At 56.8% G+C, this 13,981-nt stretch carries 12 protein-coding genes; 5 read left to right on the top strand and 7 right to left on the bottom strand.

Annotated features, from left to right (window positions below):
* The first annotated feature begins 101 nt into the window (after positions 1-101).
* From RRU01S_RS17165 to RRU01S_RS17145, 5 genes are all read left to right on the top strand, one after another.
* The gene (locus RRU01S_RS17165; protein WP_369346779.1) at positions 102-1,091 is read left to right on the top strand and encodes an ABC transporter substrate-binding protein; all 990 of its coding nucleotides are present in this window, start codon (positions 102-104) and stop codon (positions 1,089-1,091) included.
* A gap of 97 nt (positions 1,092-1,188) precedes the next feature.
* A complete protein-coding gene (locus RRU01S_RS17160) occupies positions 1,189-2,238 on the top strand; it encodes an ABC transporter permease subunit (protein ID WP_045231523.1) in 1,050 nt (349 codons plus the stop codon).
* A complete protein-coding gene (locus tag RRU01S_RS17155) occupies positions 2,231-2,977 on the top strand; it encodes an ATP-binding cassette domain-containing protein (RefSeq protein WP_045231522.1) in 747 nt (248 codons plus the stop codon). The genes RRU01S_RS17160 and RRU01S_RS17155 overlap by 8 nt, the downstream gene beginning before the upstream one ends.
* A gap of 46 nt (positions 2,978-3,023) precedes the next feature.
* The gene (locus RRU01S_RS17150) at positions 3,024-3,752 is read left to right on the top strand and encodes an SDR family oxidoreductase (protein WP_045231521.1); all 729 of its coding nucleotides are present in this window, start codon (positions 3,024-3,026) and stop codon (positions 3,750-3,752) included.
* Positions 3,753-3,891: 139 nt separating this feature from the next.
* Complete coding sequence (locus RRU01S_RS17145) at positions 3,892-4,869, top strand: substrate-binding domain-containing protein (RefSeq protein WP_045231520.1); 978 nt, start codon at positions 3,892-3,894, stop codon at positions 4,867-4,869.
* Between the two features lie 100 nt (positions 4,870-4,969).
* Here RRU01S_RS17145 and RRU01S_RS17140 read toward each other — a convergent pair whose 3' ends face one another.
* From RRU01S_RS17140 to RRU01S_RS17110, 7 genes are all read right to left on the bottom strand, one after another.
* On the bottom strand, positions 4,970-6,241 hold the full coding sequence (locus RRU01S_RS17140; RefSeq protein ID WP_045231519.1) for an ABC transporter substrate-binding protein: 1,272 nt from the start codon (positions 6,239-6,241) through the stop codon (positions 4,970-4,972).
* A 47-nt stretch (positions 6,242-6,288) separates the two neighbouring features.
* Entirely contained in the window at positions 6,289-7,140 is an 852-nt protein-coding gene (locus tag RRU01S_RS17135) for a carbohydrate ABC transporter permease (RefSeq protein WP_045231518.1), read from the bottom strand.
* Entirely contained in the window at positions 7,137-8,069 is a 933-nt protein-coding gene (locus tag RRU01S_RS17130) for a carbohydrate ABC transporter permease (protein ID WP_045231517.1), read from the bottom strand. The genes RRU01S_RS17135 and RRU01S_RS17130 overlap by 4 nt, the downstream gene beginning before the upstream one ends.
* Positions 8,062-9,222, bottom strand: coding sequence for an ABC transporter ATP-binding protein (locus RRU01S_RS17125; protein WP_045231516.1), 1,161 nt, complete (start codon positions 9,220-9,222; stop codon positions 8,062-8,064). The genes RRU01S_RS17130 and RRU01S_RS17125 overlap by 8 nt, the downstream gene beginning before the upstream one ends.
* Entirely contained in the window at positions 9,219-10,046 is an 828-nt protein-coding gene (locus RRU01S_RS17120) for a metallophosphoesterase family protein (RefSeq protein ID WP_045231515.1), read from the bottom strand. The genes RRU01S_RS17125 and RRU01S_RS17120 overlap by 4 nt, the downstream gene beginning before the upstream one ends.
* Positions 10,047-10,216: 170 nt before the next feature.
* The gene (locus tag RRU01S_RS17115; protein WP_234791286.1) at positions 10,217-11,878 is read right to left on the bottom strand and encodes a hydantoinase B/oxoprolinase family protein; all 1,662 of its coding nucleotides are present in this window, start codon (positions 11,876-11,878) and stop codon (positions 10,217-10,219) included.
* Positions 11,875-13,950 carry a hydantoinase/oxoprolinase family protein gene (locus RRU01S_RS17110; protein WP_045231649.1) on the bottom strand — a complete coding sequence of 692 codons (2,076 nt, stop codon included), beginning with the start codon at positions 13,948-13,950 and terminating at the stop codon, positions 11,875-11,877. The genes RRU01S_RS17115 and RRU01S_RS17110 overlap by 4 nt, the downstream gene beginning before the upstream one ends.
* Between the last annotated feature and the right edge of the window lie 31 nt (positions 13,951-13,981).

The raw sequence follows: 13,981 nt of genomic DNA, 5'->3' as shown, positions 1-13,981 counted from the left end.
AAAATTACTTGACGTTTTGTTTGCGTTAGCGTGAATATCGCCCTGCTCGATGATTGTGAGATGGAGGAGCTTCTCACGATATTTCAACCTGGGAGGGTATCTTGGAACGTCGCTCATTTTTCAAGGCGGCCGCAGTCGCCACTCTTGCTGCACCAGCAATTATGACCACCAAAAGCGCCAGCGCGCAGGATAAGAAGTTCACGATTGCCCTTGTCCCTGGGCTCACGACGGACGCCTTCTACATCACCATGCGCAAGGGTGCTGAAGCGGCGGCCAAGGCGGTCGGTGCAACACTGGTCTTCCAGGGTGCACCCGATTTCAACCCTGTCACCCAGGTCCCCGTGCTAGACGCGGTCATCGCAAAAAGCCCCAGCGCCTTGCTGATCGCGCCAACGGACACCAACCAGCTTATCCAGCCGCTGAAGCGCGCCGCTGACGCGGGCATTCCGGTGATTACCGTCGATACCTATATCGGAACGGGTGACTATCAGACTGGCGCAGGAGACGCAGATTTCCCACTGTCCTATATCGCTTCCGATAACGTCGCAGGTGGTATGATGGCTGCGCGGTCGCTTGCGGCGGCGATCGGAGACAAGGGCAAAGTCTACATCTCCAACAACAAGCCGGGCATTTCGACCACCGACCAGCGTGAACAGGGCTTCAAGGCCGAAATGGCGAAGCATCCGAACATCACGGTGCTCGAAACACAGTTCAACGAAAACGATGCCAACCGGGCCGCATCGCAATTGCAGGCGGTCTACGCCCGCAATTCGGATTTGGCAGGTGTCTTCGGAGCAAACCTGTTCTCGGCCATTGGTGCCGCAAACGGCGTGCAACAGGCGGGCCAGAGCGGCACCATCAAGGTTGTCGCCTTCGATGCGCCAACGTCGATCATCGACAACCTGAACTCCGGTATTGTCGATTTGGCCATCGCCCAGCACCCAGCCGAAATCGGTTACTTCGGCGTCATGGCCGCCTATGCCCATCTGACGGGACATTCCATCCCGACGAAGATCGGTACCGGCTTCACGGTCATTGACAAAAAGAACGTCACCGATCCGAAGATTTCACAGTTCATCTATGCGGACTGAGCGCCTCCCGAGCCTCGTTAGCGCCCGGTCGCAAATGACCGGGTGTCGGATCGTTATCGCAGTTTCACCAACAACTGCCCGTTACTCGGAGCAATGAATGGTAGACCACGCTACTCACACGCACAGCAAGCCGCAGGCCGATCATGCCGACGTTCGTAAAAGCGTTGTCCAGAAGATCGCTCAGCTTCGTGCATGGCTGTTTCTGGCCGTCCTTCTCGTCGTCTTCGAGATTTGGGCACGCACCGATTTCGGCGGCACGTTCATCGGGTCGTCCTTCAACTGGCGCTCTGTCGCCGTGTTTGCTGTGGCACCGTTACTGCTGGCGATGGGCCAGACTTTCGTGATTATTTCGGGCGGGATCGATCTGTCGGCCGGGTTCATCATGGGGCTTGCGGCGGTCGTTGCCGCTCACGCTATCAATGTGCTTGGTGGTTATGTTCCTCTTCCACTCGCCATGGTCCTCGGTATCTGCATCGCCGTCTTGGCGGCTATCATTCCCGGCATGATCAACGGATTGCTGATTTCCCAGCTGAAAGTCCCGCCCTTTATCGGCACACTCGGCATGTTCGGGGTGGCCAGAGGTGCGGCTTTCCTCCTTGCTGGCGGAACGACCGTTCCGGTGAAGAACAGCTATCTCGCCGCTCTCGGCAACGGCCAGTTGTTCGGCATTCCCTATCTCATCATGGTCACGGCGATCGTCGTGCTTATCATGCATTACATTTTGAGCCAGACTCGCTTCGGGCAGCACAATTATGCCATCGGTGCGAATGCACAGGCGGCGCGACGTGCAGGTATTGATCTCAAATGGCACTTGCTTCGCCTCTATATCCTGTCGGCAATTTGTGCGGGCCTCGGAGGCGCCCTTTATGCTGCGCGATTTACGGCAGGTGCGGCACAGGCTGGCGAACCACTTCTTCTCGATAGTGTCGCTGCGGTCGTCATCGGAGGTGCCAGTCTTTTCGGCGGTTCCGGCACGATCATCGGCACCATCGCCGGTGCTTTGGTCATCGCAGTCATCCAGTACGGTCTCGTCTTCATGAATGTCGAACCCTTCTGGCAATTTATCGCCGTCGGTGTCGTCATCATCATCTCGGTTCTCATCGACCAGGCCCAGCGTCGGTTCAGCGGAGCAAAGCAGGATGAATAGCTCAGTCCCCCTTTTGGAAGTTCGCAATCTTTCCCGGCACTTCGGGGCGGTCAAGGCGTTGGAAAACTGCTCGTTGATCGTTCACCCGGGCGAGGTCGTGGCCCTTGTCGGTGACAATGGTGCCGGCAAAACGACGATGATCAAAACTGTTTCCGGCGTCTATCCACCGTCTTCGGGAGAGATTTTGATCGAGGGAAAACCAGCTCTGTTCTCGTCACCGGAAGACGCGCGCGAAAAGGGGATAGAAACGATCTATCAGGATCTGGCACTCGCAGACAATCTGTCGATCGGTGCCAATATCTATCTTGGCCGCGAGCCCATGAGGCGTGCCTTCGGCTTCGTTCCCGTTCTTGATCGCAAGAAGATGGCCAAGGCTGCCGAAGACACGATGGCGCTTCTGGACTTCCATGTGAAACGCCTGGAGGCACCCGTCAGCAATTTTTCCGGAGGACAGCGCCAAGCCGTGGCCATCGGGCGTGCAGTCTTCTGGAACGCAAAGATTTTGATTATGGACGAACCAACAGCCGCGCTCGGTGTACCGGAGCAGAGAAAAGTCATCTCACTGATCAAATCCGTAAAAGCACAGGGCAAGGGCGTCATTTTCATCTCCCATAACCTCCAGGACATTTTTGCCGTATCCGACCGAATCGTTGTTCTCAGGCGCGGTATCGTTGCGGGTGTGCGAAACATTGCCGACACGAACCACGATGAGGTGGTGAAGCTGATGATTGGGGGGTGACGTCCGGGTTTCCATCGGGCGTTGAACAACGACAAAGGGAATTGTCATGCACAATCTGGAAGGTAAAACAGTCCTCGTCACCGGTGCCAGCGGCGGCATTGGCGCCGCAACGGTTCGCAAACTTATAGAGGCGGGCGCCATCGTCATTGCGGGCGGTCGCGATCAGGAGAAGCTGTCGAAGCTCGGTTCCGAGACCGGATGCGCGGTTCTCGCTTTTGATTTGAGCGATGAAGCCAGCATTCGTGATGCGCTTGATGGGCTTGATCTGTGGGGTGTCGTGAATTGCGGTGGCTTCGGTGGAGAGATTGCGACGCCAATGGACACCGACATCTCGGTGTTCGACAAGGTCATATCTGTGAACACCCGCGGCGCCCTGTTGGTCACCAAATATGCTTCGCAGACGATGGTAAAGTCTGGTAAGGGAGGCTCAATCGTTAACGTCTCCAGCCAAGCAGCTCTCGTCGCATTGAGCGGCCATATTTCCTACGCAGCATCAAAGGCTGCATTAGACAGCATCACGCGCGTTTCGGCACTGGAGCTCGGCAAATACAATATCCGCGTCAACAGCGTGAACCCCACCGTCGTCATGACGGAGATGTCGGCATTCTATTGGGGACGCCCGGAAATAGGTGAGCCCTTCCTCGCGCAGATGCCCTTGCGCCGATGGGCCAGCGAAGAAGATATCGCTTCGCCCATCGTCTTTCTGCTTGGCGACGGTGCGGCGATGATCACCGGTGTCAGCTTGCCGATTGATGGTGGCTTCACCGCCCAGTGAGCCTCGTTGCCGGCATCGACTCTTAAATATTCAGAACCCGCTTACCTGTTTTCTTTAGCAAAAGATTGAATATTGTGGCAACGTCTCCTGCAGTTGTTGCAACGACAGGGCATCATTTTGACTACCGAAGATAAGCTCGATGATCACGCTTGAGCAGGTCGCTTTTCGTGCGGGATGCTCGGTCAGCACTGCGAGCCGTGTGCTGAACAGAACCGGACCGGTGAGTGCCGAAATGGTGCGTAAGGTGCGTCGTGCCGCGGCGGAAATGGGTTACAGGCACGTCAAAAACAGAGCTGGAGATGGTCGTCGGTCAAGGCCGGTCGTGGGTGTCCTTGTGCCGAGCATATCCAATCCGGTGTTTGCCGCATCGCTTGCGGGAATACAGCGTCGATTGCAGGCCGCAGGGCAAAATGTGCTGATTGCGCAGTCCAATTATGAGCCGTCCAGCGAGGCTTCGGCTGTAGCCTCGCTGCTTGAGGAGCATCCGACTGGCTTGATCCTGACGCTCTGCGATCCGCGTTGCAGCGACGTCCTGTCAGCGGCATTGCCTCCCACCGTTCTTCTCAACAATCTGCCAATGCCGCGGTTTCAGGCGGCGGTGACTGTCGATAATTTTCAGGCCAGTTACGAGTTGACCCAATTCTTGTTGGGGAAGGGGCACCACCATATCCTATTCGTCTCCGGCCATTTTATCTCATCGGATCGCGCTCGACTGCGCTACGAGGGGCATTGCCAGGCGCTGGCCGATAAGGGTCTGAGACCGCTCGAAGCGTTGCAGATCGACTTTCTCGACGGATACGAAAACCTCGATCTGCTGGATGTGGTGGAGAATATCAGGCCGAGTGCCATTATCGCTTCCAACGATCTTCTGGCGCTGGGCGTCATCGGTGCGTTGAGACGACACGGACTTTCGGTGCCGGATCATATCTCGGTTTGCGGTTTCGATGGCATTTCGATCGGACGGTTGCTCGACCGGCCTCTGACCACCATCAGAATGCCGGACGCAGATATGGGAACGGCAGCGGCTGCGCTGTTGCTGGACATTGCCGAGAATGCCGCAGCACCAAGGCATCTGCGCGTGGGACATCAGTTGTTTGCGGGAGCAACGGTCGCTTAATCTTCCCATCTCTGGCCGCAAATTGACATGCTATGACTGATTTCAGGAAATATAAAAAGAGGCGGCCAAAGCCGCCTCCCTGCGTTTCTGTTTGGTGCTTTCAAGATCTGCGCGGCAGAAGCTTTTTCACTTCATCGGCAGCGTCGTTCAAAGCTTCGTCGGGCTTGGCGTTCTGTTCAACGATGCGCGACAGGTTTTCAACGATGGTCTGGGTCACCTTCACGCCGTTGGTTCCTGGGAAAGCGTACCAAGGCACCATGCGTGACATCTGCGAAAGTCCGGCCTGGAACAGCTGATTTTCCTTGTAGAAGTTGCCGAGATATTCCGGGGACTTCGCGGCCAGCTCATTGTTTGGAACGTAGCCGGTGCCGGGAACGACAACGGATGCGCCGTACGGACCGGCAGCAAACTTGGCGAATGTCCAAGCGGCCTTCTGTTTTTCGGCATCCTTCGTGAGGATAACGACGGCGTTTCCGCCGGTTGGCAGCTTGCCATTTTCAGGGTCGATCAGCGGAATTTGCGCAGTGCGCAGATCAAACTTGTCGCCGACATTCTTGATGGTGTTGCGCAGTGCACCGGTTGTCTGGAACGCAAATCCGATTTTGCCAGCGGCAAAGGCCTGCTCACCAGCCTGCTTGGTCAAGACGGGCAAGCCGCCTTCCTTCACCATCTTGTCCAGAACAGCAACTGCCTTCTGGCCTGCTTCGCCGTTGAAGGTAACCTTCGTTTCGTCCGCATTCAGCATGGTGCCGCCAGCGCCGAACAGCAGTGCGGAGAACATCCAGTCGTCACCCTGCCAGCGGAAGTCGATGCCTTCATTGCCATCGCCGAGCGCCTTGATCTTGCCGCCGAGCGCGATCACTTCGTCCCATGTCTTTGGCGGAACATCGGGGTTGCCACCGGCTTTGCGAACCAGATCGGCATTGTAATACATGATCGGATTGGAGGTTGCGAAGGCGAGGCCAACCTGCTTGCCGTCCACCTGGGCGAGCTCCAGAATGTTGTCCGAAAAGCCCTGTTCGGCCATGTTGCCATCGGCTTTGACGAGTGGTCCGAGATCGACGGGAATGTCACGCTCACTGACCATGCGCAGGCGGTTGAGACCGATGAAGGTCAGGTCCGGCATTTCGGCCGTTCCGGCCTGGCGCATGATGGTCTGGATGCCTTCTTCGTAAGTCGCGGAAGGATTGGCGAACTGGATTTTGATCTCCGGGTTCTCTTCCATGAACTTCTTGGAGATGTTGTCCATCACATCCTTGAAGAAGCCAGGCATGGGGTAATGCACGGTGAGCACCGTTTCTGCCTGGGCAGGAATGGCGGCGAAGGCAGCTGATACGGCAAGCGCCGTCAATGCGTGTCTGATGAGGTTCATGGCACGTTCTCCATTGGTGAATATAGGTTGTGTTTATGCTGTCCGGCTCAGCCTTTGAGACCGGTCATGGTGATGCCTTCGACGAAGCGTTTCTGGGCAGCCAGAAAGGCGATGACGAGAGGAAGGGTGATGATGAGAGTTGCCGCCATCAGCGCGCCGTAGTCGTCTCCGGCTTCCGCAGCTCTGAAGTAGAGAAGGCCGAGCGGCGGTGTCGCATAGGTTTGGTTGGTCACGACGATCAGTGGCCAGAAAAGATCGTTCCAATGGGCCACGACCGAGAAAATCGCAAAGGCCGTAACCGCGGGCCAAGCATTGGGCAGGATGACACGGGCGACGATGCCCGCCTCACTCATGCCATCCAGACGGGCTGCATGGATGAGATCATCGGGCATGGCGCGAAAGAACTGCAGGAAAAGGAAGATCGCAAAGACCGAGATCGAGAATGGAGCGACCAGCGCCATATAACTGTTGAGCACCGACATGCGATCAAAGGCGACGTAGAGCGGCAATGCCGTAGCGTGGATCGGTACCAGAAGTCCCAGCATGACCATGATCATCAAGACGCGGGCCGCCTTGAATTTCAGCTTAGCCATGGCATAGGCGCAGGGAACCGCGACGACGACCTGAATGAACAGGATCAGTGCACAAACGATGGCGCCGTTCAACAACAAGCTCGGCATGGACACCCGTGTCATGGCCTTGGTGAAGTTGGCCATATAGCTCCACGTCTGCGGAATGAGGGACAGGGACGAGGAAAAGATTTCGCTCTGCGCTTTGCCTGCCGTCGAAATCATGAAGATGTAGGGCGACAGAAAGACAAGTGCGCCAATTGTTAGAATGGACAGGCGAATCACGCGGCCCAGTGTCATGGAGGAAGGGAGAATGGCGGACTGCGTCATGAGTAATGCACCTTGCGGTCAAGAACGCGGTACTGGAGGAACATCAAGACCACCAGAATGGCGAGGAAGATTACCGTCATGGCGGAGGCATAACCGACGCGCAGATAGACGAACCCTTCCTGATAGATGGTGAACAGCAGCACTTCGGATGCCTTGTTCGGTCCACCCTCGGTCAGGGCCTTGACGGTTTCGAACACCTTGACCGAGTTGATGATGCTGATCGTGACGACGAACAGGGTGGTCGGCCCCAGCATCGGCCATGTGACGAGAAGAAAACGTTCAAAACCGGAGCGCACGCCGTCCATTTCTGCTGCCGCATAGAGATCGCGCGGGATGGCGGTGAGGCCAGCCAGAAACAGCACCATGTTGAACCCGACCGATTGCCAGATGCCGATGATGGCAAGGCTTGGCAAAACCGTGCTGGAGGAACCGAGCCAATTGGGACCCGCGATTCCGAAGAAGGCCAGCATCATGTTCACCGGGCCGATGCTCGGGTGCAGCATATATTGCCAGACCGTTGCCATGGCCACCAAAAGGGAGGCGACGGGCAGGAAGTAGACGGTGCGGAAAAACGCCTTCGCCCGCGGTTCGGCCTCAATCAGCATGGCAATGCCAAGGCCTATGAAGATGGAGAAGGGCGTGACGATGGCGGTGTAGACAACCGTGTTCCACAGCGACTTGCGGAAAGTGCGGTCGCTGAAGAGTTCGGCGTAGTTCTCGAAGCCGACAAAGCGGAAACCGGAATAACCGAGTTCGAAATCTGTAAAGCCCAGCACGATCACGGCCAGCGTAGGGATGATGATGAACAGCATCATCAATGTGATGGCCGGGGCGGCCAGCAGCCATGCCGTGCGACTTTCGCGCCGGGCAGCAATCTGTTGCTGCGTGGGTGCAGAGGCGGTGAAGATGGATGCGGTGAGCTCAGCCATGAAGTAACTCCGGCGCGCCGACGATGGAGACTTGCGTCATGATGCGCTCGCCATCCGCGCCGAACAGCATGGCCTTTTCCGGCTGGATTGCCAGATGGACCGGCTTGCCGGTGCCAAGATCGGCTGCGTCAGATGGCGTGAGCTTCACGACCACCGTCTCGCCCATGCCGTTGAGCCGCGCAAAGAGAATGACTTCCGAGCCGAGGAATTCGAGGCGTTCAACGGTCGCTGCCATCGTGTCTCTGGACTGCGATGCCAGTGTCACAAATTCCGGGCGAATACCGACGGTCACATCATCGCCATGCGACAGGCTGGATGCGGCGATGGTGATGCCACCAAACTGCACCATGCCATTTGCCGTTGCCTTGGTGGGCAGAAGATTGATGCGTGGCTGGCCGATGAACCGTGCAACCTCGATATGCGACGGGTCCTCGTAGATCACCTGCGGGGTGGCAAGCTGCAAAAGCCTGCCGCCGATCATCACCGCCACGCGGCTTGCCATAGACAGGGCTTCGGACTGGTCGTGCGTTACGTAGAGGGCGGGAACACCGGACTTGCGGTGCAACTCTACGATTTCTCCGCGTGCATGCACACGCAGGTTGGCATCGAGGTTGGAGAGTGGCTCATCCATCAGAAACAATGCCGGCTGGCGGACCATGGCACGGGCAAGCGCCACACGCTGTCGTTGGCCGCCCGACATTTGGCCGGGCTTGCGATCCAGCAGATGCCCGATCTTTAGAGACGCAGCCATCGCCTTGACTTCTGTGAGAATGCCTTGGCGGATGGCTTTCTGACCGGGCATGAGATTGCCGATGATCGGCAGACGCTGCGTTGCGGTGAGGCGACGCATGGCAAGCGGCACGGCGACATTCTGGCCAGCCGTCAGATGCGGATAGAGCGCGTAGGACTGAAACACCATGGCTATGTTGCGATCCGCAGCCGTCAGGTTCGACAGGGTCTTTCCGGCAAGACTGATCTCGCCGCTATCGGCATGTTCCAGTCCTGCGACGATGCGCAAAAGCGTGCTCTTGCCACAGCCGGAAGGGCCGACGAGCGCAATGAACTCGCCGGGCTCAGCCTCGAGGCTGACACCTTTGAGAATATGGTTGGCGCCGAACGACTTCGTAATATTGGAGAGAGAAAGTACGCTCATTCCGCGGCTTCCTTCTTCACGGCGGAGGGATAGACTTCGGCCAAGACATCATCGAGATAATAGGGCTTCAGCCCTTCGACGGACACCAACTGGCTCTCAACCGTCTCACCAAGATGGTGAATGGCAGCACCGATGATACGGGCACCCGGCATTTCGCGTTCCATCTCGCCCAGAATGAAAGAGGAGGGCGGCGCCCAGACCAGGCTGGTGTTTTCATGGCGGCCTATCCAGCTCCAGTGCAGATGACCCGACCCGAACAGGGCCACGTCATGTCTGGCGATCATCTCAAGAAGGCGCATGCGCGGCTCGAACGGTGCGCTCCAGTACCCGGCTTCCGGCTCGTTGGCATCATCGACGAAAAGAGGTTTGTGGGTGAAGATCGCGACCCGGCGACCATCGCGGCCCTCAAGCATTTCTTCCAACCAGCGTTCCTGCGCTTCCTCTTCCGGACCACCCAGTCCGATCAACAGGCTGTTGAGACCGATGATCCGCCAGGTGTCCGTGTCTTCCACCCAGTAATCCGGGCCGACGAGGCGGTGCCAGCGCTCTAGGCGTTCGGCATTGACCGGCTGGGCGGAACCATGAAAATGCCCGACATCGTGATTTCCTGGAACGATCAGCACCGGCATCGACAGTTGTCGCATCATGTCCATGGAAAAGGCGAGGTCTTCCTCATAATCTGCGCCATCGATGCTGAGATCACCCGTGTGCACCACCAGATCGGGTTTTTCCCTCTCGATCCAGCGGACGAGCGGTTCCCAGTTGTCGTTGAAATGCTGTTTGTTAGGGCTGAGATGGGTGTCGGTGATCTGGACGATTTTCAAGACGAAACTCCGGTAACGTAATTTTCCGGAGAATGCCTCAAAGCACGACCGGCTGTGGTTGCCGCAGTCTTTAGTCCTTGATGATGTCAGTGTAGCTACAGTTTTTGTCAGCCGTTTTTCAGTTTTGTTGCAAAACCTTCATAAGTGCGACGCACTGTCCAGCCATATCCTTAAAAGCCGTAGACTTGCTCAGCTCGCTCACTGGTCAAATATCCCCCTTTGATATCATCGGCGATTGCCTGCCTATCGCGTTTTTTGGGGTCGCCGTATCCGCCACCGTTTGCGGTAACGACCCGGATGACATCGTTTTTGTTGACGGAAACATTGGTGGCAAAAGCGTAACGCTCTTTCGACCCATCCTTGCGCAAAACCTCGACATAGTTCGTTGATCCGTCATGACCGCCAGCCACACCCCACGGCGGAATTCGTGACCGCGTGTAGCCGACTGAGAGGAAATTATTATCGGCTAGAACGCGGTAGTGCACGTCGATGCCCTTTCCACCGCGCCATTGACCCTCGCCGCCCGGCTCTGCATTGAGTCTTGCCTGATCGACACTCAAACCGTATCGCGCTTCCGCGACTTCAGCGGGGCAATTGAAAGTCTCTCCGTGGAAACCGGAAAATTGTCCACTGGGACCGTCCGTGCCTTCCCACGCGCCCCAGCCACCGACCTGAGGTTCCACGATCGTGTAGTGGCGACCGGTGAGCGGATGTGGTCCTCCGACAACGGTGCCGCAGATCGAGGCAAAATTTCCGGCTGGAACGCTACCCGGGAAGTGCTCTGCCAGCGCTCTTAAGACCATGTCGAAAAGTCGAATTTCAACCTCGGAGTAGTAGCCGAGCGCGCCGGGTTCCTCGACATGAAAGACGGTGCCGGGCGTTGTCAGCACTTTGAGGGGACGGAAAAAGCCACCATTGCCGGGCGCCTCTGGGTCGGTAAACGACTTGAAAGCAAGCTGGATCGCAATCTCGGTGCCTTCCCGGCTTGAGTTCGACGATCCTTTTTGTAGCGGGTTGTCCCGGAGATCAACGATGAATTCATCGTCGGTTATCGTCAGTATGACCTTGTGGATTGCGCCAGTATCTTGCTCTTCCTTGAAGCTGTATATGCCTTTGCTTATGGCCTTGAGGGCTGTGCGTGCGCGGCGCTCGCCGAAATCCATGAAATCCGCCACCGCTGCCTCGAATGTGTCCTGACCGTATTTGGCCACCAGCTCAAGAATGCGTCGTTCGCCGATCCGAAGGCCTGCAATCCCCGCCCACAGATCACCGCGCAGGAAATCAGGCAACCGTGTGTTCACGTATAGTATGTCGAAGACGGCCTGATTGGCGCGGCCTTCGTCAAACAGTTTGACCGCCGGAATACGAATGCCTTCCTGAAAGATTTCGGTGGCTTCCGATGACATGGAGCCCGGCACATTGCCACCAACATCGTTCCAGTGGGCAATATTGGCTACCCATGCCACCAACTGCCCGGCGTGAAAGACTGGCAGGGCAAGCACCATATCGTTCAGATGCGTGACACCGCCATAATAAGGGTCATTTGAAGCGAAGACATCACCGGGCTTGATTTCCTCCAACTTGAACTTTTTTAAAATACCCGCGATGGCCTTGTCGAGGACGCCGATAAAGGCAGGAATACCTGCACCGGAGGCTGCCACCTGGCCGTGCTTGTCGAGGACGCCCGAGGAAAGATCCAGCACTTCATAAATGATGGCGCTCATCGATGTCTTGCGTTGCGCCACGAACATTTCATCCGCGACGGCTTCTATCGCATTCTGGATAATGTTGAAGGTGACGGGGTCGAATTCGCTTGGTTTCATCTGGGTCATTGTTCGTTCCGAATATCGATATGGGTATTGCCGAAGTCATCCACGAAAACCGCATTGCCCGGATGCACGACGATAGTCATACCAGGGTCCTCGATGATAGCGGGACCGTGGAAGCGCATCCCAGGCTCCAGCTTCGTTGCGTCGTAAATCGTGGCGTCATGGGCGCCCTCGGTTGCGTAGTCTACCGATCGACGGCCCTTTATCGCCGAGGAAACATCCGCACCGCTTTTGGGCAACTTGACGAGTTCAAGCTTTCCAACCTCGCTTGATGCAATAAGATGCAGGCCGATAATCTCTACGCCTGCGTCCAGCCGGTAGGTGTACTCTCGCTCGTAGACATCATGAAAATCCGCAGTCATGCGAGCCATTTCGTCAGGCCCGATCGTGCCAGCGGGAACAGGAACCTCGACGGCAAACTCCTGGTTCTGGTAGCGGCAGCGCACCAACGGGAGCATTGTGATCGTATCGGCGCTGACGCCTTCTCGTAGAAATTCCGATCTCGCCAGTTCCATCGTCTTCGACAGCAGGTCGCTCAGGGACTGGTGTTCCGTTTCGTCTATGAGATGCGTGACGAAATAGTCGCGACGCAGATCGCTCATCATCATGCCCCAGGCAGAAAACACCGCTGCACCACGCGGGATCACGACTTTTCTGACGTTGAGTTCCTGTCCGAGCGCGACTGCGTGCATGGCCCCACCACCGCCGAAAGCCACCAGCGTAAAATCTCGGGGATCAAAGCCGCGATTGACCGACACGAGCTTCAAAGCATTGACCATGTTCGAATTGGCGATCCGCACGATGCCACGCGCAGCTTCTACCGCTGCCGTTCCCAATTTGTCTGCCAACGCAGCCATTGCATTGTCCAGCGCAGGGATGTCAGCAACCATGGACCCGCCGCAGAAATAATCTTTATTGATACGCCCGAGGACAAGATTGGCGTCGGTCGTCGTGGCGTGAGTGCCGCCCCGGCCGTAGGCTGCTGGACCCGGCGATGCGCCTGCCGACTGTGGTCCGACATGCAGTTTGCCAAAATCATCGACCCAGGAAATCGACCCGCCACCATTGCCGATTTCAACGAGATCGACGACGGGAACCATGATGGGATAGCCGGCCGACTTCCGGCTTCTTTCAATCCAGTAATCGGTCTTGATCTTGACCTGTCCGTTTTCGATCAGCGAACATTTGGCGGTGGTGCCGCCAATATCAAGAGCGAGGACATTCGGCTCACCAATGATGCGTCCAAGTTCTGCAGCCCCCCAGAAACCGGAGGCGGGACCACTTTCGACCATGGTGATCGGCACTGCCTTCACCGCTCCGACAGAATCGACGCCGCAGTTCGACTGCATGATGAAGAGATTGCCCTGAAAACCACTTTCTTTCAGGCCGCTTTCCAGTTTGTCCAGATAACGCTCTGCCTTTGGCTGAACGTAGGCAGATAGGACCGTGGTGTTCGTGCGTTCGTATTCGCGCCATTCACGGGTAATCTGATGGGAGGCGACAGCTGAAATCTCAGGCCACCGAGCGCGAAGCGCCTCCAAAACGGCTGTCTCATGCTGCGGGTTTGCATATGCGTGAAGCAGGCAGATCGCGACAGCATCCACACCTTCTGTCCTGAAAGTAGCGATGATGTCGTCAAGGCCGGTGAGATCGAGCGGGGCTGTCTCCTGACCACGATAGCTCATTCGCCCCGGCACTTCGAGCCGCAGATGTCGCGGTACGAACGGTGTTGGCTTGCGGTACATGAGATTGAAAAAGTCCGGGCGATTGCCACGACCGATCTCAAGCGCATCGCGAAAGCCTTGTGTGGTAATCAATCCCACCTTGGCACCTTTGCGCTCCGTCAATGCATTGATGACGACCGTTGTCCCATGCGCAAAAAAGTTGACGGACCTTATGTCGACCTGCGCCTTCTCGAGAACATTCAAGACACCTCGCTCGAAATCAGGTGGGGTCGTATCGGATTTTTCCGTTCGAACAGTTTGGATTTTGGTCACGGGATCGGTCTCGAAATAGACCAGGTCGGTAAACGTCCCTCCGACATCTGTCGAAACGCGAATGATCTTTTCAGTCATCGAATGCCTTTCATGAACTTTCATGCGTCCG

This window comes from Agrobacterium rubi TR3 = NBRC 13261 (genome assembly GCF_000739935.1).
Classification (GTDB): domain Bacteria; phylum Pseudomonadota; class Alphaproteobacteria; order Rhizobiales; family Rhizobiaceae; genus Agrobacterium; species Agrobacterium rubi.
The sequence above is the reverse complement of the archived record's forward strand: the minus strand, read 5'-3'. Positions and strand labels throughout refer to the sequence as shown.

Bases quoted from the DNA above. Each gene is read 5' to 3' on its own strand.
- RRU01S_RS17160 (WP_045231523.1), top strand. From the start codon at position 1,189: ATGGTAGACCACGCTACTCACACGCACAGCAAGCCGCAGGCCGATCAT.
- RRU01S_RS17155 (WP_045231522.1), top strand. From the start codon at position 2,231: ATGAATAGCTCAGTCCCCCTTTTGGAAGTTCGCAATCTTTCCCGGCAC.
- RRU01S_RS17150 (WP_045231521.1), top strand. From the start codon at position 3,024: ATGCACAATCTGGAAGGTAAAACAGTCCTCGTCACCGGTGCCAGCGGC.
- RRU01S_RS17145 (WP_045231520.1), top strand. From the start codon at position 3,892: ATGATCACGCTTGAGCAGGTCGCTTTTCGTGCGGGATGCTCGGTCAGC.
- RRU01S_RS17140 (WP_045231519.1), bottom strand. From the start codon at position 6,241: ATGAACCTCATCAGACACGCATTGACGGCGCTTGCCGTATCAGCTGCC.
- RRU01S_RS17135 (WP_045231518.1), bottom strand. From the start codon at position 7,140: ATGACGCAGTCCGCCATTCTCCCTTCCTCCATGACACTGGGCCGCGTG.
- RRU01S_RS17130 (WP_045231517.1), bottom strand. From the start codon at position 8,069: ATGGCTGAGCTCACCGCATCCATCTTCACCGCCTCTGCACCCACGCAG.
- RRU01S_RS17125 (WP_045231516.1), bottom strand. From the start codon at position 9,222: ATGAGCGTACTTTCTCTCTCCAATATTACGAAGTCGTTCGGCGCCAAC.
- RRU01S_RS17115 (WP_234791286.1), bottom strand. From the start codon at position 11,878: ATGACCCAGATGAAACCAAGCGAATTCGACCCCGTCACCTTCAACATT.
- RRU01S_RS17110 (WP_045231649.1), bottom strand. From the start codon at position 13,950: ATGACTGAAAAGATCATTCGCGTTTCGACAGATGTCGGAGGGACGTTT.